Below are 18,538 nucleotides of genomic sequence, written 5' to 3' on the forward strand. Positions count from 1 at the left end.
GAGGATTCTGACGAGCTTGGCGCGCGACCCCTATCAGGAGCTGGGCGTTTCCCGGACGGCGTCGGCGGACGAGATCCGCAAGGCGTTCCGCAAGCTCGCCAAGGCCAATCACCCCGACACCAATCCCGGCAACGCCGCTGCCGAGGAGCGCTTCAAGAAGGTGAGCGCCGCCTTCGACATCGTGGGCGACGCCGAGAAGCGCAAGAAGTTCGACGCCGGCCTGATCGACGCCGACGGGCGGGAGACGGCGCCGGGCGGATTCGGCGGCGGGCCCTGGGGGCCAGGCGGCCCTGGGCAGGGCGGCTTCGGCCAGCGAGGCGGCGGCTTCCGCGGCGAGACGTTCGAGGGCGCCGATCTGGGCGATATCCTGGGCGAGATGTTCGGCGGCGGCCGGGGCGGCCGAAACGGCGGCATGGGCGGCGGCTTTGGCGGCTTCTCGCAGCGCGGCGCGGACGTGCGGGCGAAGCTGGACATCGACCTGGTCGACTCGATCCTGGGCGGCAAGCAGCGGATCGCGTTCTCGGACGGACGCACCATCGACGTCACCATCCCGAAGGGCGCGCAGACGGGCCAGACACTGCGGCTCAAGGGGCAGGGTTCGCCCGGCCGCTCGGGCGCGGGCGACGCGTTCATCGAGATCGCCGTCAAGCCGCACCCCATCTATAGGCGCGAGGACGACGCGCTGGTCATGGACCTGCCGGTGACGCTCTACGATGCGGTGCTGGGCGGCAAGGTGGAGGCGCCCACGCCCGACGGGCCGGTCAACATCACCGTGCCCAAGGGCTCGAACACCGGCGCACGCCTGCGTCTGAAAGGCCGGGGCCTGTCCGACACGCGCGGACATCGGGGCGACCTGTTCGCGCGCCTGGTCGTGACCCTGCCGGAAGGCGCGGATCCGGCGCTGGAGGCATTCGCCGAGGAGCAGAAGGCCAAGCGGCCCTATTCGCCGAAGCGCCGTGCTTGAGCTAAGGAAGCCTGAGCCCGGCGTTCAGCCCGGGTTCAGTCGCCTGAGCGTAAGACAGGTTGCATGAAACGCATTTTCGCCCTCGCCGTCCTCGCTGCGGCCATGACGACCCCGGTCGTTGCGGAGGCGCACGACCGCAGCATGATGGTGCTGACCGGCGGCGGCCAGGATCGGGCCGGGCGCCAAGTGCCGCTGTCGCGCGTTTTGAGCATGCTTGCGCAACGCTATCCCGGCCGCCACCTCAACAGCACCATGGGTGACGCCGGCGGCCGGCCCGCCTACTTCGTCCAGTGGCAGATGGAGAACGGTCGGGTCGTGGTGTTCGTGGTGGACGCCGAAACCGGCCAGGTGATCAGTCGCCAGGGCGGCTGAGCTCATTGAATTCCAGGAAGAAGGGACGCTCTACGTGCGCATCCTGCTTGTCGAAGACGATCCGGACCTGTCGCGCCAACTGAAGCTGGCGCTGGGTGACGCCGGCTACGCGGTCGATCACGCCCCCGACGGCGAGGAAGCCCAGTTCCTGGGTGAGACCGAACCCTATGACGCCATCATCCTCGACCTGGGGCTTCCCAAGGTGGACGGCGTGTCGGTGCTGGAGCGCTGGCGGCGCGAGAACATGACGACGCCGGTCCTGATCCTCACCGCCCGTGGCGCCTGGAGCGAAAAGGTGGCCGGCTTCGACGCCGGCGCCGACGACTACCTGACCAAGCCGTTCCACACCGAGGAATTGCTGGCGCGCCTGCGGGCTCTTCTGCGCCGCTCGGCCGGCCACGCGACACCGAACCTATCCTGCGGCGGACTGCGGCTCGATCCGCGGGCGGCCCGCGCCAGCGTCAACGGCGAGCCGCTCCGACTCACGTCGCTGGAGTACCGCCTGCTGCACTACCTGATGATGCACCAGGGTCGGGTCATCAGCCGCACCGAGCTGGTCGAGCATCTCTACGACCAGGATTTCGACCGCGACTCGAACACCATCGAGGTGTTCATCGGCCGGGTCCGTAAGAAGATCGGCGCCGACCGAATCGAGACTGTGCGCGGCCTCGGCTATCGGCTGACCTGTCCGGCCGACGAGGTCGACGCGGAGGCTGCGCAGTCGTGAGACGGCCTTGAGGCTCCCCGGGGGGCTCACACGTCCATCGCTCGCCCGCCGGCTGGCTCTGCTGGCCGTCGGGTGGAGTTTCGCCGCCTTGGTGATCGCCGCGGTCGTGCTGGCGCTCCTCTTCCAGCAGGCGGCGTTGCGCCGGTTCGACGCCGGCCTCTCTGACCTGATCGACAATCTGATCTCGGGCTCCACCATCGAAGGGACCGAGGTGGTCGCGCCCGCGCTGACCGACCAGCGCGCCCTGCGGGCCTATTCCGGTCGCTATTGGGACATCGCCGAGCCGCTGCCGAGCGGTGGCGTCCGAAGCTTGGTGCCCTCGCGCTCCTTGTGGGACTCCTCGCTCCAGATCCCCACCGACCTGCCGGAACGCCTGCGCGCCAACCCCCGCAAGCCGATCGCCTTCAACGCGCCCGGCGTCCAGCCGGGCGAGCGGCTGCGCGTCGTGGCGCGCTGGACCAGTCTGCCGGGTCGCGACGCGCCGCTGGTGTTCATCGCCGCCGAAGATCGGCGGCCGATCGACCGCGACGTGCGGAACTTCTTCACCACGACCGCCGTCGCCTTCGCCATCCTCGGCGTCGGCCTGATCGTCGCGGTCATCGTGCAGGTGCGGGTGGGCCTGCAACCGCTGTTCCGCCTGGGGGACGAGGTCGCCGAGGTGCGTCGCGGCAAATCCGAGCGCCTCGCCGGCGCGTATCCGTCCGAACTGCTTCCCCTGACCGACGAACTGAACGCCCTCGTGGCTCACAATCAGGAGACCGTCGAGCGGCAACGCACGCACGTCGGCAATCTGGCGCACGCCTTGAAGACTCCGATCTCGGTCATGATCACCGAGAGCAGCCAACGGCCGGGACCGCTCGCCGACGTCGTCACCCGGCAGGCCGAGGTGATGCGGCAGCAGGTTGACCACCACCTGCGCCGGGCGCGCGCGGCGGCCCGAAGCCAAGGCCAGGGTGAGCGCACGTCCGTCGCCGAGGTGCTGGACGAGCTGTCGCGCACCCTCGAGCGCATCTTCGGCGACAAGGGAATCGAGATCGACTGGGACGCGGCGGACGACCTCTGGTTCGCGGGCGAGCGCCAGGACTTCATGGAGATCGCCGGCAACGCCATGGAGAACGCCGGCAAGTTCGGGCGTCGTCGGATCAGGGTGCGCGCCGTGGCCGCCGGTCCCGAGCGTCTGCGGCTGACGGTCGAGGACGATGGCCCTGGGCTGCCGCCAGACCGGCGTGAGGAGGTGATCCGCCGAGGGGCGCGCCTCGACGAGAACGCGCCGGGATCGGGCCTTGGCCTGTCGATCATCGACGAACTGGCCCGCGCCTATCGGGGATCGTTGACGCTGGCTGATTCCACGCTAGGCGGACTTTCTGTCGCGGTGGAGCTGCCCCGCGCCGAAGCCTGAAAAAGCCGAGGCTTGGTAAAGCCTTAACCCGCGAGCAGCCATCTTCGCGGACTAACGGCGCTTCGCCGGGGAACCGATACCCATGTCCGCGCTGTCCGAGCGCAAGATCGCCATTGTCCGCACCCTCGTGGAGTCCGCGCCCGACCGCGTGGTCGGTGGCCTGCGCCAGGCTCTTGCGGAAACATCGGACACGAGCGCGCTGGGCGGCGTGAAGCGCCTGGTCGAGGTGGAGGTCTACGATCGCACCCTGCGAAACATGATCCTGCAGCCGGTGGGCGCGATGTGCGTCGGCGCCGGCGACGACCCGCACCGGCTGACCTTCCCGTCCCGCGTGCTGGGACTGCTGTGGCGCGGCGTGCGCAACATCGAGATCGACGCCATCGCCCAGGTCCGCGAGGCGCCCGAGCACGACACGCCGGCGCATCTGGTCGCCGTGGCCGAGGATCAGATCACAGCCACCATCGCGGCGGGGATACGCGTGCGCGACACCGAGGCTTTCCGGGTCGCGGCCGAGGCGTGCGACGCCGCGCGCAAGGACGGAGCCGAGCTGCTCGCTGCCTGCCTCGACATCGCGCCGGTGGTGCGCAAGGCCGCGCAGCGGCTGCCGGAATGGCTGGCGCACCCCGGCGGAGAGACCGCCGCGGGCGCGCGCATCGCCTACAAGGATGCGGTCGCCGTGGCCGAGGACGCCGGCCCGCGCTTCTTCGAAATGCTGGCCGCGCAAATGGCCTACCCGTGGATGGTGCTGCGGGTCATCTCGGCGGTGATGGACAAGCCGACCGAGCGCTATCTGCGCGATTCCGAGATGTCCGGCTTCGGCGAGGGGCTGCTGGCCGACATCGATGCTGCGCTGGCGACAATCGGCGGCCTGAAGGGCGACGCCGGCGCGCCGGCCGCCCGCGCCGCCGCCAAGTCGGTCGAGCTGATCGTGCAGCAGATCATGGAGATCGAGACCTGCATCGATCTGCAGCGTGACGCCGGCTGGGGATTGCGAATCCAGAAGCAGCGCACCAGCCTGGCGGCGCTGGTCGAGGCGCGGCTCCGCGACGCCGAGCGGGCGGCCATCGAAGCCCTTCCCATGTATGCCCCGCGCAACCAGCGCGTCCGGCGGCAGATTCCCCGCCTGACCGATCCGCCCGAAACGCGGCTGGTGGACAGCGCGACGGCCCTGCTGTCGTTCTCCGAGGAACTGCGCAGCGCGGCGAACTACGGCGGGTTCTCCACGGCCCGCAACAAGATGACCGAGAAGCTCGGCGAATACCTGGACCACTACGTCGACGAGGTGGTCGACCTTCTCCGAAGCGACGAGGTCGAAGACCGGGGCGTCGCCGAGACATTCCTGCGCCATGCGGCCGACTTCGACGCGCTGGTGCGAGGCGCTAAGGCCGGCGAGATCGTGCGGCGCCGGGCCCACGCCGTGCTTAACCCCGACAGCTCCAACCACCACGACGGCTAAAGAGTCTCACTCGCGCGCCCAGCCGCTTTCGGCTACACGCGCCGCATGTTCGTCTTCTGGGCTGTGGTCGGCGTCCTTACTGCCGCCGCGGCGGGCCTGATCCTGTTCCGCGCCGCCGGCGCCGCCGCCCGGGCCGAGGCGGCCGACCCTGCGCCCGTCCTCTACAAGCGCCAGCTTTCCGAGATCGACGAGCTCGCCGAGCGCGGGCTCATGGGCGAGGCCGAGCGCAAGGCCGCCCATGCGGAGGCTGGGCGTCGTCTGCTGGCGGCCGCCGACGCGCCGCAGCAGGCCTGGAGCGCCGACCCGAAGGCGCGCCGCGCCGTGCTGTTGGCCGTTACCGCGGCTCCCGCCCTGGCGCTCGGCCTGTACCTCGCGCTGGGCTCGCCCGGCTTCGGCGACCAGCCCTTCGCCGCACGCCTGGCGAAGTGGCGGGGCTCCGACCTTTCCGCCCTGGCGGCGCCGGAGATCGCCGCTGTGCTCCGCGAGGCCACCGCGGCGCGTCCGAACGAGGCCGAAGGCTTCCGGTTGCTGGGCCTGGCGGAAGGCGCCTCACAGAACCCGTTCGCCGCGGTGCGTGCGCTGCGGCGGGCGGCCCAGCTCGCGCCCGAACGCGCTGACATCTGGCAACTGCTGGGCGAAGCGGAGGTCTTCGAGGCGCAGGGCAAGGTCGACGCCGACGCCCAGGCCGCCTTCACGCGGCTGCTGGCCCTGGACCCGAAGAACGCGACCGCCCGCTACTTCCTGGCCTCGGCCAAGGCCGACGCCGGCCGGTCGGCGGAGGCGGCGGCGGACCTGAAGTCGCTGCTGGCCGACCTGCCGGCCGACGACGCCGAGCGGCGGGGCGCTGTCGAGCAGGCGCTGGCCAAGGCCGAGGGCAAGGCGGCGCCCATTACGGGCGATCCGCAGCAACTCGCCATGATCCAGGGCATGGTCGCGCGCCTCGCGACGCGGCTAGAGTCCAACCCCGACGATCCGGACGGCTGGGTGCGCCTGGTGCGCGCCTATGCCGTGCTGGGCGATACTGCGAAACGCGACGCCGCCTACGCCAGCGCCCGGGCCCGATACGCCGAGCGCGCGCAGGTGACGCAGCAACTGGACGAGGCCGCGCGCACGGAGCCGATGCGATGAGTTTCCTCCCCAAATCCCGCAAGGCGCGTACGCGCCTTCTCCTGCTGTCGGTGATCGCGCCTGTGCTGATCGTCGCGGTCGGCCTCACGCTGTGGGGCATGCGCAGTTCCATTTCGCTGTTCTACACCCCGTCCCAGGCCGCGGCGGCCAAGCCCTCGCCTGGGCAGGCGATCCAATTGGGCGGGCTGGTCGCGGCGGGCTCGGTGGTCAAGCATCCGGACGGTCGGGTGGAGTTCACGGTGCAGGACAAGATCGCCGCCGACCGGGTCCACTACCAGGGCGACCTGCCGGACCTGTTCCGTGAGGGCCAGGGGATCGTGGCGGAAGGCCACTATCGCAGTGACGGCGTCTTCGAGGCCAAGCGCGTACTGGCCAAGCATGACGAGACCTACATGCCCAAGGAAGTCGCCGACGCCCTGAAGGAACAGGGCGAATGGCGGGGAGAAGGCGCGCCGCCGCCGGCGTACGATGCCAAGCCCTATGGGAAGGCGCAGTCGGGCACATGATCGCCGAATCCGGCGCCTTCGCGCTGTTGCTGGCGCTGGCGTTGTCCATCGCCCAGGTCGCACTCTCGGTCGTCGGCCGCGTCCGCCGCTCCGCAACCCTGGCCGGCGCGGGCGAAGGCGCGGCGCTGGGCGCCTTCCTTGCCGTAGGCGTGGCCTTCGCCGCCCTCATGCATGCGTTCGTGGTGTCGGACTTCTCGGTGGCGAACGTCGCCGCCAACTCCCATACGGAGAAGCCGCTGCTCTATCGGGTCGCGGGTACGTGGGGCAGCCACGAAGGCTCGATGCTGCTCTGGTGCCTGGCGCTCACCGGCTTCGGCGCCGCGGTCGCGGGGCTCGGTCGGGACCTGCCGCGTGGCCTGCGCGCGCTTACCGTGGCCACCCAGGGTCTGCTGGGGACGGTCTTCCTCGCTTACACCGTCTTCGCCTCGAATCCCCTGATCCGCCTGGCGTCGCCGCCGGTGGAGGGACGCTCGCTGAACCCGCTGCTGCAGGACCCCGCGCTCGCGGTGCACCCGCCGTTCCTCTACGCTGGCTATGTCGGCATGTCGGTGGTCTTCTCGCTGGCCGTCGCCGCCCTGATCGAAGGGCGCATCGACGCGGCCTGGTCGCGCTGGGTGCGGCCGTGGGCGCTGGCGGCGTGGAGCCTGCTCACCGTCGGTATCACCCTAGGCGCCTTCTGGGCTTACTACGAACTGGGCTGGGGCGGCTGGTGGTTCTGGGACCCGGTGGAGAACGCCAGCTTCATGCCTTGGCTGATCGCCGCCGCCCTGCTGCATTCGGCCGTCGTGACCGAGAAGCGGGGCGCCCTCGCCGGCTGGACGGTGTTCCTGGCCCTGGCGGCCTTCACCTTTTCCATGCTGGGCGCCTTCCTCGTACGTTCGGGCGTGCTGACCTCGGTCCACGCCTTCGCGGTCGATCCCACCCGCGGCGTGCTGCTGCTGATCATCCTGGCGGTGACGGCGGGGCTGGGCTTCGCGCTCTTCGCCTGGCGGGCGCCGACGCTGGCCCAAGGCGGCATGTTCGCGCCGGTCAGCCGTGAGAGCGCGCTTGTGCTCAACAACATCTTGCTGGCGGCGGCGACCGCCACGGTCCTGCTCGGCACGCTCTATCCGTTGATCCGCGAGGCCATGAACGGAGAGGCGATCTCGGTCGGCCCGCCCTACTTCAACCTCACCTTCACGCCGCTGATGGTGGCGCTTCTGGTCCTGCTGCCGGCGGGCCCGCTGCTGGCCTGGAAGCGGGGCGACGCGCGGAGCGTCGTGCAACGCCTCTGGATCGCACTGCTCGTCGCCGCGGTCGCGGGGCTCCTCGCACTGGCGATCGTCAGCCCCAAGAAGGCGTTCGGCGTCCTGGGCGTGGCCCTGGGCGGCTGGCTGATCGCCGGCGCGCTGGCCGAGATCGCCGAGCGCACGCGCGCGTTCCGCGTTCCTGCGGCTGAAACCTGGCGGCGACTCACCGGCCTGCCGCGCGGCGCCTGGGGGATGACCCTCGCGCACCTCGGACTCGGGGTGTTCGTGCTGGGCGCCGTCTTCGAGACAACGTGGAAGGTCGAGGCCGCCGAGGCCCTGCCGACGGGCGGCGGGCTGGACGTCGGCGCCTACCATCTCACCCTGGACTCGGTCGTGCCGGTGGCGGGCCCGAACTACGACGCCGATCGCGGCACGATCACGGTGACCCGCGCGGGCGAGCGCGTCTGCCAGGTCCAGCCCGAGCGGCGCCTCTACACGACCGGCGGCCAGAGCACGTCGGAAGTCGGAATCTGCTATCGCGGCCTGAGCCACATCTACCTTGTCTTGGGGGAACGCCGCGACGGCGGGACCTATCTCGTGCGGGCCTATTGGAACCCCTGGGCCAGCCTGATCTTCGTCGGGCCGGTGATCATGGGCCTGGGCGGCCTGGTCTCACTGTCGGACCGGCGGCTTCGACTGGGCGTCGGACGGCGCCGGGAGACGGCGGCGTGAGGTTGCGGGCGCTCATCGCCGCCCTGGCCGGCGTGGCCTGCCTGGCGGCGGCGTCCGACCCGGCCGAACGGCTGCCAGACCCGGCCCAGGAAGCTCGGGCGCGGGAGATCTTCCGGGACGTCCGCTGCCTCGTCTGCCAGAACGAATCGATCGACGACAGCGAGGCTGACCTCGCCCGCGACCTGCGCCAGATCGTCCGCGAGCAGGTAAAGGTCGGTCGGAGCGACGCCGACATCAAGGCGTTCCTGATCGACCGGTATGGCGAGTTCGTGCTGCTGAAGCCCAGCTTTTCGCTCGGCAATCTGGCGCTCTGGGGCGTGCCGTTCCTCGTGGTGCTGGGCGGCGGCGTGATGCTGTTCGCGCGCCTGCGGAACCGCGCGCCCGAGACTGAATTGGATGCATCGGAGGCCGCGCGCGTGCAGCGGCTGATCGAGGACGAAACACCCTGACACCTTTGCGCCCAAGATTGGACGTGAAGCTGCGCGCAGGGTGACCTAAACGTAACTTGAACGATCGTTGCACTTCCGTGCATCCGACCTAGGTTGTTTGGGCGCGGTCCGCTTGTCCAAGGATGCGCGCAGGGAAACGAAGGCTGATGACTTCCAAGAAGACCGGTTATCTCCTGGGCGCCGTCGCGGGCGCCGGCGTCATGGCCGCCGCGGTCGCGGGGGCAGGCATGCAGCTTCCCGCCGCGCATGCACAGCTTACGGGCGGCGTGATCAAGGCCTCCACCGCGCCGATCTTCGCGCCGCCCCCGGGCGCGCCGATGTCGTTCGCCGACATCTTCGACCGCGTCTCGCCTGCGGTCGTCTCGATCAACGTCACCAGCCGGGTGGACGCCAGCGCGCTGCGCCAGATCCCCGGTCTGCCGTTTGGACTGCCGATCCCGCGCGGCGGTGGCGGCGATGACGACAACGACGGTGGCGGCAGCGACCAGGGTGGTCGCACCGAGAAGGGCCAGCCGCGCCTCCCGACGCAGCAATCGTCGGGCTCCGGCTTCTTCATCTCGGCCGACGGCTACATCGTCACCAACAACCACGTCGTAGAGAACGCCGAGACCATCAAGGTCGTCCTGAAGGACGAGACCGAGCTCGACGCCGAGGTGGTGGGCCGCGACGAGGCCACCGACCTGGCGGTGATCAAGGTGAAGGGCCGCGGCGGCCCGTACCCGTTCGTGAACTTCGAGAACGCCGGCAAGCCGCGCGTCGGCGACTGGGTCATCACGGTGGGCAACCCGTTCGGCCTGGGCGGCACCGCGACCGCCGGCATCGTGTCGGCCTACGGCCGCGACATCGGCGAGACCTTCGTCGACTACATCCAGATCGACGCGCCCATCAACCGGGGCAACTCGGGCGGCCCGACCTTCGACGTCTATGGCCGGGTGATCGGCGTGAACACGGCGATCTTCTCGCCGTCGGGCGGCTCGGTGGGCATCGGCTTCGCCATCCCCGCGGAGGTCGCCGACAGCGTCACCAAGCAACTGATAAACGGCGGCAAGATCGAGCGCGGCTACATCGGCGCCACGATCCAGAACTTCACCACTGAGATGGCCGAGGCCCAGGGCCTGGACGGCCAGAAGGGCGCCATCGTGGCCGACCTGTCGCCAGGCGGCCCGTCGCAGCGGGCCGGCGTCCAGATCGGCGACGTCGTCACCGGCGTGAACGGCGTGGCGGTGAAGAGCTCTTCCGACCTGACCCGTCAGGTGGCGCGCGTCCGGGCCGGCGAGACCCTGAAGCTGGACATCATCCGCGACGGCAAGCGCCAGCAGGTGAACGTGCGCTCCGGCACGCGCCCCTCGGAACGCGAGCTCGCGGCCAACGACAACGGCTCCGGTCCGGGCCGCCCGGGCGCGCCCGGAGCACCGCCGGCCGGCCAGGCCCCGGTGCTCGGCATGTCGCTGAGCCCATTGGACGAGCCGGCGCGCAACCGGCTGAACCTGCCGGCCGAGGTGCGCGGGGCGGTGGTGGACAATGTCGACCAGTCGTCGGACGCCGGCTCCAAGGGGCTGCGCCGCGGGGACGTCATCACCCTCGCGAATGGCCGGGCCGTCGCCCAGCCGGGCGACTTCGCCTCGATCGTCGAGGCGGCCAAGAAGGCCGGTCGCACCAGCGTCCTGGTCGGCGTCTACCGGAACGGCCGGACCGCCTTCCTGCCGATCAAGATTTCGGGCTAGTTTCCCAGACCTGATGGGGATGGGAATCAGATGCGGATCCTGATCGTCGAGGACGACCTCGAGGCGGCCGAAGCGATGGCGAAGGGCCTCACCGAGGCTGGCCACGACTGCACGCACGGAGCCGACGGCGAGGCCGGCCTCGCCCACGCCCGCGACGGCGAGTTCGACGTCATGGTCGTCGACCGCATGATGCCCAAGATGAACGGCGTGCAGTTGGTCGAGGCCCTGCGCCGGGAGGGAGATCGCACGCCGGTCCTGTTCCTCTCGGCCCTGGGCGAGGTGAGCGATCGCGTCGATGGCCTGCAGGCGGGCGGCGACGACTACCTGGTCAAGCCCTATGCCTTCCCCGAGCTGATCGCCCGGATCGAGGCGCTGGCCCGCCGCCGCGACACGGGCTCGGTGCAGACCCTGCTCAAGGTGGGCGAGCTGGAGATGGACCTCATCGCCCGCACGGTTCATCGCCAGGGCAAGGAGATCGACCTTCAGCCGCGCGAGTTCCAGCTGCTGGAATTCATGATGCGCCACGCCGGCCAGTCGGTGACGCGCACCATGCTGCTGGAGAAGGTCTGGCACTATCACTTCGATCCGCAGACCAACGTGATCGACGTGCACATCTCCCGCCTGCGGTCGAAGATCGACAAGGGCTTCGATCGTCCGATGCTGCAGACCGTGCGTGGCGCGGGCTACCGGCTCGACGCTTAAGGGGCGCGGCGCGTGGCCGTGCGCATGCCGCGCATCTTCCGAACGGCGCCGTTCCGGCTGACCTTGCTGTTCGTGCTGCTGTTCGCCAGCGCGGCCTTCGCGTTCCTGGCCTACATCTACGTCGCCACCGCCGGCGAGGCGACGCGGCGCACCGATCAGGAGATCCGGCGCGAAATGCGCTCGCTGGTCGACGTCTACGACCGCGCGGGCATCGACGCGGTGAACCAGTCGCTGATCCAGCGGGCGGCCAGCGAAAAGCCGTTCCTCTATCTGCTGCTCACCAAGGACGGCCGCCGCATCTCGGGCTCGATCGAGGAGAGCCCGGTCGAGGACTTCGCCGGCCAGCCGGCCTGGGCGACATTCCAGGTGACCGACATGGACGCCGAGGGGCGGGAGGTGAAGCACCCAGCCCGCGGCCTGCAGCAGCAACTGCACGGCGGTGAGATCCTGTTCGTCGGCGCCGACGCCGGCGAGGACGAGGCCTACGTGGCGCGCGTGGTGCGGGCGCTCTGGGCTTCGGTGGCTTTGGTGGTGCTGCTGGGCCTTGCCGGCGGCCTGCTGGTCAGCCGCAACGTGTCCCGCACCATGGTCGACCTGATCAGCGTCGTGGAGCGCGTGCGCAACGGCGAGCAGGGCGTGCGCGCGAGGGTGCGCGGCGCGCGCGACGAGTTCGACGAACTGGCCCAGGGCGTCAACGAGATGCTGGACCGCCTGGAGCGCTCCATGCAGGGCCACAAGCACGCCGGCGACGCCATCGCCCACGACCTGCGCTCGCCGCTTACCCGCCTGCGTGCGCGCCTGGAGACCGCCTACATCGACGTGGAGGCTGGAAAGGGCGACGCGACCGAGGCGCTGGCCCAGGCGCTCGACGACACGGACGGCGTGCTGAAGACCTTCGGGGCGGTGCTCTCGATCGCCCGCCTGCAGGCCGCCGGCCAGGCCCCCAATCCGACCCTCTTCGACCCGGCCGATCTGGCGGCCGACATCAGCGAGCTCTACGAGCCGTTCTGCGAGGAGAAGGACATCGAGTACGCGTCGGAAATCGCCAAGGACCTGACGGTCCGGGGCAACCGCGAATTCCTGGCGCAGGCGCTGGCCAACATCCTCGACAACGCGGTGAAGTACACCCCGGCGGGCGGGGCGATCATGCTGCGGGTCCGCCGCCGCTCCTCGGGAGAGGTGGAGTTCTCGGTGACCGACACCGGTCCTGGCGTGCCGGACGAGGACCGCGAGCGCGTCATCCAGCGCTTCGTGCGGTTGGAGAACAGCCGCAACGAGCCCGGCGCCGGGCTCGGGCTCTCGCTGGTGGCGGCGGTGGCCGAGGCGCATGGAGGGCGCCTGGAGCTGTCGGAAGGTCCTGGCAAGGTCGGCGAGATGGGCCCGGGCCTGCGCGTCGCCTTCATCCTGCCGAGGGCCTAGATGGCGCGCGTGATCCTCGCCGATGGGCTCAAGCCCTGCGGTCCGGTGCTGGACGCCAGGGCGGCCGAGCGGGCGCGCGACATCATCGCCGACCGCGCCTGGACGCCGGAGCTCGAGCGCGCCTGGCCCGCGCTGGCGCCGGTGTTCGGCGCCTCGCCCTATCTGGCCGGGCTGGCGCGGCGCGATCCCAGCCGTCTCGCAGCCCTGCTCGCGGACGATCCGGAAGTCAGGCTGGCGGATATCCTGCATCGCACGCAGGCCGTGGCCGACCTCCTGCCCGAGGCGGCGCAGTCCCCTCTGCGGCTGCTGAAGCAGGAGCTGCACCTGCTCACCGCGCTCGCCGATCTCGGTGGCGTGTGGGCGCTGGACCAGGTCACCGGCGCCCTGACCCGCTTCGCCGACGCGGCGGTGACCGCCTCGCTCTGGTCGGCGGCGCGGGGGGAGCTCGACTCCGGACGCCTGCTTCGGCTCGGCAATGGCGAGCGCGGACCGGTGCCTGGCTGGTTCTGTGTGGCCATGGGCAAGCAGGGCGCCTTCGAGCTGAACTACTCCAGCGACATCGACGTCTCTGTCTTCTTCGAGCCCGAGACGTTGGCTGAGGTGCTGGCCGACGGGCACGAAACCCAGGCGTTCGCGGTCCGCCTGACCCACCGCGTGTCGGACCTCATGCAGGCCAAGACGCCCGACGGCTACGTCTTCCGGATGGACCTGCGGCTGCGGCCCGACCCCTCCTCGACGCCACCGGCGGTGCCGGTGCCGGCGGCGCTCGACTACTACGAGAGCGTCGGCCAGAACTGGGAGCGGGCGGCGTTCATCAAGGCGCGTCCCTGCGCGGGCGACAAGGTCGCGGCCGGCGCATTCCTGGGCGAGCTGATCCCCTACATCTGGCGCAAGAACCTCGACTTCGCCGCGATCGCCGACATCCATTCGATCAAGCGCCAGATCCACGCCCACAAGGTGGACGAGCGGGTCTCGGCCAAAGGCGTTGATCTCAAGCTGGGGCGCGGCGGCATCCGCGAGATCGAGTTCTACGTGCAGACCCAGCAGTTGATCCTGGGAGGCCGCCATCCCGAGCTGCGCAGCAACCGGACCCTGGACGCGCTCCAGGCGCTGGCCGACGCCGGCCACGTGACCCGGGCCGCCGCCGCCGAGCTGACGGACGCCTACCGCCGCCTGCGCGCGGTCGAGCATCGCATCCAGATGCTGGAGGACGAGCAGACCCACAAGCTTCCCGAGTCCGACGCCGACCGGAAGCGCGTAGCGGCGCTCTCCGGGGATGCGCCGCTGCGCAGTTTCGACGCCGAGATCACCCGCACGCTCAAGACCGTGAACGCCCGCTATGGCGAGCTGTTCGCCGAGGAGGAGCAGCTCTCCTCGCGCTTCGGCAGCCTGGTGTTCACCGGGGTGGATGACGATCCGGAGACGTTGGCCACCATCGGCCGCATGGGCTTCTCGAACCCGGCCCGCGTTTCGCAGACGATCCGCTCGTGGCACCATGGGCATGTGGCGGCCACGCGCACGGAGCGTGGCCGCGAGCTCTTCACCCGCCTGGCGCCCCGGCTCCTGGAGGCGGCCCATGCGACCGGCGCGCCCGATGTGGCCTTCAACCGGTTTTGCGACTTCTTCGGCGGGCTTTCCACCGGCGTGCAGCTTCAGTCGCTGTTCCTGGCGCAACCCAAGCTTTTCGAGCTGGTGGTCCAGGTCCTGGCCTTCGCGCCCCGTCTGGCGGCCACCCTCTCCCGGCGCCCGGCCGCCATCGACGCCATGCTGGATCCGGACTTCTTCGAGCCCATCGACATCGCGGTCGAGCGCGCCGACATGCGTCGGGCGGTCGGACGCGCGGAGGGCTTCGAGGCCGCCATGGACGTGGTGCGCCGCCAGCACCGGGAGCAGGCGTTCCGCGTTGGCGTCCAGGTGATGAGCGGGGCGGCTTCCGCCGAGGTCGCCGGCCGCGCCTTCGCCGACCTCGCCGACGTCTGCATCGAATGCCTGGCGCCGGCCGCCCTCGCCGAAGCCGTGCGGATGGGCGGCGCCTTCCCGGGCGAGGTGGCCGTGGTGGCCCTCGGCAAGTGCGGCTCGCGGGAGATGAGCGCGACGTCGGATCTCGACCTGATGACGCTCTACCGGGCCGACGACCCGGCCGGAATGTCGGAACTCAAGGGCTGGGACGCATCGGCGTTCTACGGGCGGTTCACGCAGAGACTGATCGCAGCGCTCTCCAGCCCGACGACCGAGGGGCAGCTCTATGAGGTGGACATGCAGCTGCGCCCGTCGGGGACCAAGGGACCGGTGGCCGTAAGCTTCGCTGCGTTCGGACATTACTACGAGGGCGAGGCCGAAACGTGGGAATTGCTGGCCCTGACCCGCGCCCGGGTCGTCTGGGCGACGTCGGAGTCCTTCGCGACCGACGCCCAGGCCGCCATCGAGACGGCGCTGCGCCGCCCACGCGACGCGAAGCGCACCGCGCGGGACGTGCGCGAGATGCGCGAACTGCTGGAACGCGAGCGGCCGCCGAAGAGCGACTGGGACCTGAAGCTGTCGCCTGGCGGCTTGGTGGACATCGAGTTCGCCGTCCAGTTCCTGCAACTCGTCCACGCCGCGGAGGGCGGGCCGCTTTCGCCCAATACCGCGAGCGCCCTGGACCGGCTGGGCGCGGCGGGCCTGGCCGCGCCCGATCCGCTCGCGGCGCTCGGCGAGGCATGGCGCCTGCAGCAGGACCTGACGCAGCTCCTGAAGGTCGCCCTCGACGACAATCCCGACCCTGCGCAGGAGCCGAAGGCCTTCCAGGCCCTGCTGGCGCGCGCCGGCGGGGTGAAGACGCTCAAGGCGCTCCGCACGCGGCTGGAGGCGGCGCAGGCGGGCGCGCGGCGGGGCTATCTCGAATTGGTGCGGGGCTAGCGACGGAGCCCGCCCCGGACGGCGTGGAAGAGACGGGGGCGACACGCATAGTCCCGAGGACACATGAACCGCATTCTTATCGTCACGGCCGCGGCCGCGCTCCTGGCCACCGCCGCCCAGGCCCAGCCCGGACCCGGCCGGCACGAACGGCCAAATCCCGACACCAACAACGACGGCAAGGTGACCCTGGCCGAGTTCAAGGCCATGAGCGGCCAACGGCAGGAACACCTGTTCGCCCGGCTCGATACGAACAAGGACGGCAAGATCAGCAAGGACGAGGCCGACGCCGCGCCGGAGCGTGGCCGGGGCGCAGGCCGGCGCGGCAGGGGCGGGCACGGCTTTGGCGGCATGATCATGCGCGCGGACGCCAACGGGGACGGCGCGGTCACCAAGGCCGAGCTGGCGGCGACGGGGGATCGGCGCTTCCAGATGGCGGACACCAACAAGGACGGGTGGCTCTCGAAGGAGGAGTTGCTCATGATGCGGCAGCGGCGTGGCGGCGCAGGCGCGGAATAGTCCCGTCGTCCTAGGCGAGGTCTGGCTTGGGAGATTCCGACGAGGAGCTCTTGTCGCGCGTCGCGTCGGGCGATCCGGCCGCGGCGCGCGCCGTCGTGGGCCGCAAGCTGCCTCGCCTCTTGTCGCTGGCCGGACGGATGCTGGGCGATGCTCAGGAGGCCGAGGACGTGGCGCAGGAAGCGTTCCTGCGCGTCTGGAAGCAGGCGCCGAAGTGGCGGCCCGGCGAGGCGCGGTTCGACACCTGGCTGCACCGGGTGGCGTTGAACCTTTGCTACGACCGGCTGCGCCGGCGGCGCGAGCTGGCCTACGCCGAGCCGCCCGAGCAGGCGGACGAGGGGCCGGGACCGGACCGCGGCCTCCAGGCGCTGGACGCCGCTCGACGCGTGAACGCGGCTTTGCAGGCGCTGCCGGATCGCCAGCGCGAGGCGATCGTGCTCTGCCACTACCAGGAGCTGGGCAACATCGAGGCCGCGGCCGTGATGGGCGTGAGCGTCGAAGCTCTGGAGAGCCTGCTGGGCCGAGGCCGGCGTGCGCTGCGGGCTGCGCTGATCGACTTGAAGGAGGCTTGAGGACGGCATGACTCCCGAGCGTTTCGAGACCCTGGCCGAGGCCTATGGCGGTGACGTGACCCGTTGGCCCGCAGCCGCGCGCGAGGCCGCCGCGGCGCTGATGGCGGAGAAGCCTGCGTGGGCCGGCGAGGTGCTTGCCCGCGCCGACGACCTCGACGTCCTGCTCGACGCCTTCGTTCCGCCGCAGGCGTCGGCGGACCTCGCCGGCCGTATCCTCGTGGGCGCGCCGCGATCCCGGCCCCGTTGGGCGGGATGGCTCATACCTGGCGGCATGGGCGCAGGCCTGGCGGCGGCCTGCGCCGCAGGCGTTCTGGTGGGGGCGCAACTGCATGGGGCATCGTCGCAGCCCTCTGCGTCAGATGCGGACGCACTGGTCGCGGTCGTCGGCGACGACGACCTCGGCCTCTATCTCGACGAGGAGGCATGATGGCTCGTCCCATCCTGCTCGGCGCGCTGTTCGCCTCGCTGGCGCTCAACGTCTTCATCGGGGGCGCCTTCGTGGGCGCCCAACTGGAGAAGGCCAAGGCGCCGCCGGGCGAGCGGATGATGGCGGCGGCGGCCCAGCGGAACCCGCTGGTGGCCGCGGTCCGCGCGCTGCCGCCGGAGCATCGCCAGGCCTGGCGCGACCAGAACCCCGCCTTCGCCGCGACCTACGGGCCGAAGACGCGGGAGGCGCGGCGGCTGGCGCGGGAGGCCATGCTGGGCCTGGGGGCCGAGCCGTTCGACCCGCAGACTTCGATGGCCGACCTGGAGCGGGCCCGGGCCCTGGAGCACGAGGTCCGGGTGGCCATGGACCGGCGGGTCGTCACCTTCGCCGGGACGCTGCCGCACGACGAGCGGGCGGCGTTCGGCCAGGCGCTGGCCCGGCCGCGCCTAGGCCGCGGCGGCGGCCCCGGGGACCCCGGCGGGCAGGCTCTGCCGGACCGGTAGGGCGAAGCTGGCGACGGTGCCCTGGCCGGGCGCGCTTTTCAGGTCGAGCAGGCCGCCGTGCATCTCGACCAAGGACTTGGTGAGCGCCAGGCCGAGGCCGGTGCCCTGGGTGGTCTTGGAATGCTGGCTCTCGACCTGCTCGAACGGCCGCGCCAGACGCTCCAAGTCCTGAGGCGAGATGCCGATGCCGGTGTCCTGCACGCTGATCCGAACACGCTCGCCCAGCGGGTCGTCGTGCCGCTCGCCGCGCACGGTCACGCGGCCGCCGCGCGGGGTGAACTTGATGGCGTTGGAAAGCAGGTTCAGCAGCACCTGCTTGACGGCGCGATGGTCGGCCTCCACGTCGGGCAGGTCGACGAAGTCCAGGATCAGGTTGAGGCCCGCCGACTCGGCGCGGTTGCGGACCAGGCGCAGGGCGTCCTCGGCGATCTCCTCGAGGCAGACAGGCTCGAAGCGCAGGGTCATCTTGCCGGCCTCGATCTTGGACATGTCGAGGATGTCGTTGATGAGGGCGAGCAGATGCTGGCCCGAACTCAGGATGTCGCGGGCGTAGTCGCGGTAGCGGGCGTCGCCGAGCGGGCCGTACATCTCGCCCGACATGATCTCGGAGAAGCCGTTGATGGCGTTCAGCGGCGTGCGCAACTCGTGGCTCATGTTGGCCAGGAATTCGCTCTTGGCCTGGCTGGCGCCCTCGGCGCGGATCTTCTCGGCCTCGTACTTTCGGGCCAGTTCCGAGAGTTGCTCCTGGCTCTGCTCCAGGTTCATGACCGCGCGGCGGAGCTCCTCCTCCTTGATCCGGCGGGCCTCCTCCTGGGTCT

At 70.7% G+C, this 18,538-nt stretch carries 18 protein-coding genes; 17 read left to right on the forward strand and 1 reads right to left on the reverse strand.

Translation table 11 applies throughout. The annotated features are described in order from the left end of the window. Positions 1-16 precede the first annotated feature (16 nt). From Q0L11_RS21755 to Q0L11_RS21835, 17 genes are all read left to right on the forward strand, one after another. Entirely contained in the window at positions 17-964 is a 948-nt protein-coding gene (locus tag Q0L11_RS21755; protein WP_296600109.1) for a DnaJ C-terminal domain-containing protein, read from the forward strand. 63 nt (positions 965-1,027) lie between these two features. Next, positions 1,028-1,336 carry a hypothetical protein gene (locus Q0L11_RS21760; protein WP_296600082.1) on the forward strand — a complete coding sequence of 103 codons (309 nt, stop codon included), beginning with the start codon at positions 1,028-1,030 and terminating at the stop codon, positions 1,334-1,336. Positions 1,337-1,370: 34 nt separating this feature from the next. Continuing rightward, positions 1,371-2,063, forward strand: coding sequence for a response regulator transcription factor (locus tag Q0L11_RS21765; protein ID WP_296600083.1), 693 nt, complete (start codon positions 1,371-1,373; stop codon positions 2,061-2,063). 7 nt (positions 2,064-2,070) lie between these two features. Beyond that, positions 2,071-3,462 (forward strand): ATP-binding protein, encoded by a 1,392-nt coding sequence (locus Q0L11_RS21770; RefSeq protein WP_296600084.1) that lies wholly within the window; start codon positions 2,071-2,073, stop codon positions 3,460-3,462. A gap of 82 nt (positions 3,463-3,544) precedes the next feature. Continuing rightward, entirely contained in the window at positions 3,545-4,918 is a 1,374-nt protein-coding gene (locus Q0L11_RS21775; protein WP_296600087.1) for a hypothetical protein, read from the forward strand. 45 nt (positions 4,919-4,963) lie between these two features. Continuing rightward, positions 4,964-6,046: a c-type cytochrome biogenesis protein CcmI gene (gene ccmI, locus Q0L11_RS21780; RefSeq protein WP_296600089.1), complete on the forward strand. Its 1,083-nt coding sequence runs from the start codon at positions 4,964-4,966 to the stop codon at positions 6,044-6,046. Beyond that, positions 6,043-6,552 carry a cytochrome c maturation protein CcmE gene (gene ccmE / locus Q0L11_RS21785; RefSeq protein WP_296600091.1) on the forward strand — a complete coding sequence of 170 codons (510 nt, stop codon included), beginning with the start codon at positions 6,043-6,045 and terminating at the stop codon, positions 6,550-6,552. Before ccmI ends, ccmE begins: the two co-directional genes overlap by 4 nt. Continuing rightward, positions 6,549-8,513 carry a heme lyase CcmF/NrfE family subunit gene (locus Q0L11_RS21790; protein WP_296600093.1) on the forward strand — a complete coding sequence of 655 codons (1,965 nt, stop codon included), beginning with the start codon at positions 6,549-6,551 and terminating at the stop codon, positions 8,511-8,513. Before ccmE ends, Q0L11_RS21790 begins: the two co-directional genes overlap by 4 nt. Beyond that, complete coding sequence (locus Q0L11_RS21795) at positions 8,510-8,962, forward strand: cytochrome c-type biogenesis protein (protein WP_296600094.1); 453 nt, start codon at positions 8,510-8,512, stop codon at positions 8,960-8,962. The genes Q0L11_RS21790 and Q0L11_RS21795 overlap by 4 nt, the downstream gene beginning before the upstream one ends. 146 nt (positions 8,963-9,108) lie before the next feature. Next, positions 9,109-10,686, forward strand: coding sequence for a Do family serine endopeptidase (locus Q0L11_RS21800; protein WP_296600096.1), 1,578 nt, complete (start codon positions 9,109-9,111; stop codon positions 10,684-10,686). Between the two features lie 30 nt (positions 10,687-10,716). Then, entirely contained in the window at positions 10,717-11,388 is a 672-nt protein-coding gene (locus tag Q0L11_RS21805) for a response regulator transcription factor (protein WP_296600098.1), read from the forward strand. Positions 11,389-11,406: 18 nt separating this feature from the next. Next, positions 11,407-12,807, forward strand: a complete 1,401-nt coding sequence (locus Q0L11_RS21810; RefSeq protein ID WP_296600110.1) for a HAMP domain-containing sensor histidine kinase — start codon at positions 11,407-11,409, stop codon at positions 12,805-12,807. Beyond that, positions 12,808-15,705 carry a bifunctional [glutamine synthetase] adenylyltransferase/[glutamine synthetase]-adenylyl-L-tyrosine phosphorylase gene (locus Q0L11_RS21815; RefSeq protein WP_296600100.1) on the forward strand — a complete coding sequence of 966 codons (2,898 nt, stop codon included), beginning with the start codon at positions 12,808-12,810 and terminating at the stop codon, positions 15,703-15,705. 63 nt (positions 15,706-15,768) lie between these two features. Further along, entirely contained in the window at positions 15,769-16,221 is a 453-nt protein-coding gene (locus Q0L11_RS21820) for an EF-hand domain-containing protein (RefSeq protein ID WP_296600102.1), read from the forward strand. Positions 16,222-16,247: 26 nt separating this feature from the next. After that, on the forward strand, positions 16,248-16,790 hold the full coding sequence (locus Q0L11_RS21825; protein WP_296600104.1) for an RNA polymerase sigma factor: 543 nt from the start codon (positions 16,248-16,250) through the stop codon (positions 16,788-16,790). Between the two features lie 7 nt (positions 16,791-16,797). Continuing rightward, positions 16,798-17,217 carry a hypothetical protein gene (locus Q0L11_RS21830; protein ID WP_296600105.1) on the forward strand — a complete coding sequence of 140 codons (420 nt, stop codon included), beginning with the start codon at positions 16,798-16,800 and terminating at the stop codon, positions 17,215-17,217. After that, a complete protein-coding gene (locus Q0L11_RS21835; RefSeq protein ID WP_296600107.1) occupies positions 17,217-17,720 on the forward strand; it encodes a periplasmic heavy metal sensor in 504 nt (167 codons plus the stop codon). The genes Q0L11_RS21830 and Q0L11_RS21835 overlap by 1 nt, the downstream gene beginning before the upstream one ends. On the opposite strand, the gene Q0L11_RS21840 is transcribed toward Q0L11_RS21835, so the two are convergent. Beyond that, positions 17,664-18,538: HAMP domain-containing sensor histidine kinase (locus tag Q0L11_RS21840; protein WP_296600108.1), on the reverse strand; the 875-nt coding region annotated here is incomplete at its 5' end. The two genes, Q0L11_RS21835 and Q0L11_RS21840, sit on opposite strands and share 57 nt — an antisense overlap.

Origin of the sequence: Phenylobacterium sp. (genome assembly GCF_024508875.1) — a bacterium.
Lineage (GTDB): Bacteria > Pseudomonadota > Alphaproteobacteria > Caulobacterales > Caulobacteraceae > Phenylobacterium.

What these genes read in the sequence shown, in the direction of transcription:
- Q0L11_RS21830 (WP_296600105.1), top strand. Translation starts at nt 16,798, where the DNA reads ATGACTCCCGAGCGTTTCGAGACCCTGGCCGAGGCCTATGGCGGTGAC.
- Q0L11_RS21835 (WP_296600107.1), top strand. Translation starts at nt 17,217, where the DNA reads ATGGCTCGTCCCATCCTGCTCGGCGCGCTGTTCGCCTCGCTGGCGCTC.
- Q0L11_RS21775 (WP_296600087.1), top strand. Translation starts at nt 3,545, where the DNA reads ATGTCCGCGCTGTCCGAGCGCAAGATCGCCATTGTCCGCACCCTCGTG.
- Q0L11_RS21800 (WP_296600096.1), top strand. Translation starts at nt 9,109, where the DNA reads ATGACTTCCAAGAAGACCGGTTATCTCCTGGGCGCCGTCGCGGGCGCC.
- Q0L11_RS21760 (WP_296600082.1), top strand. Translation starts at nt 1,028, where the DNA reads ATGAAACGCATTTTCGCCCTCGCCGTCCTCGCTGCGGCCATGACGACC.
- ccmE (WP_296600091.1), top strand. Translation starts at nt 6,043, where the DNA reads ATGAGTTTCCTCCCCAAATCCCGCAAGGCGCGTACGCGCCTTCTCCTG.
- Q0L11_RS21815 (WP_296600100.1), top strand. Translation starts at nt 12,808, where the DNA reads ATGGCGCGCGTGATCCTCGCCGATGGGCTCAAGCCCTGCGGTCCGGTG.
- Q0L11_RS21820 (WP_296600102.1), top strand. Translation starts at nt 15,769, where the DNA reads ATGAACCGCATTCTTATCGTCACGGCCGCGGCCGCGCTCCTGGCCACC.
- ccmI (WP_296600089.1), top strand. Translation starts at nt 4,964, where the DNA reads ATGTTCGTCTTCTGGGCTGTGGTCGGCGTCCTTACTGCCGCCGCGGCG.
- Q0L11_RS21790 (WP_296600093.1), top strand. Translation starts at nt 6,549, where the DNA reads ATGATCGCCGAATCCGGCGCCTTCGCGCTGTTGCTGGCGCTGGCGTTG.
- Q0L11_RS21805 (WP_296600098.1), top strand. Translation starts at nt 10,717, where the DNA reads ATGCGGATCCTGATCGTCGAGGACGACCTCGAGGCGGCCGAAGCGATG.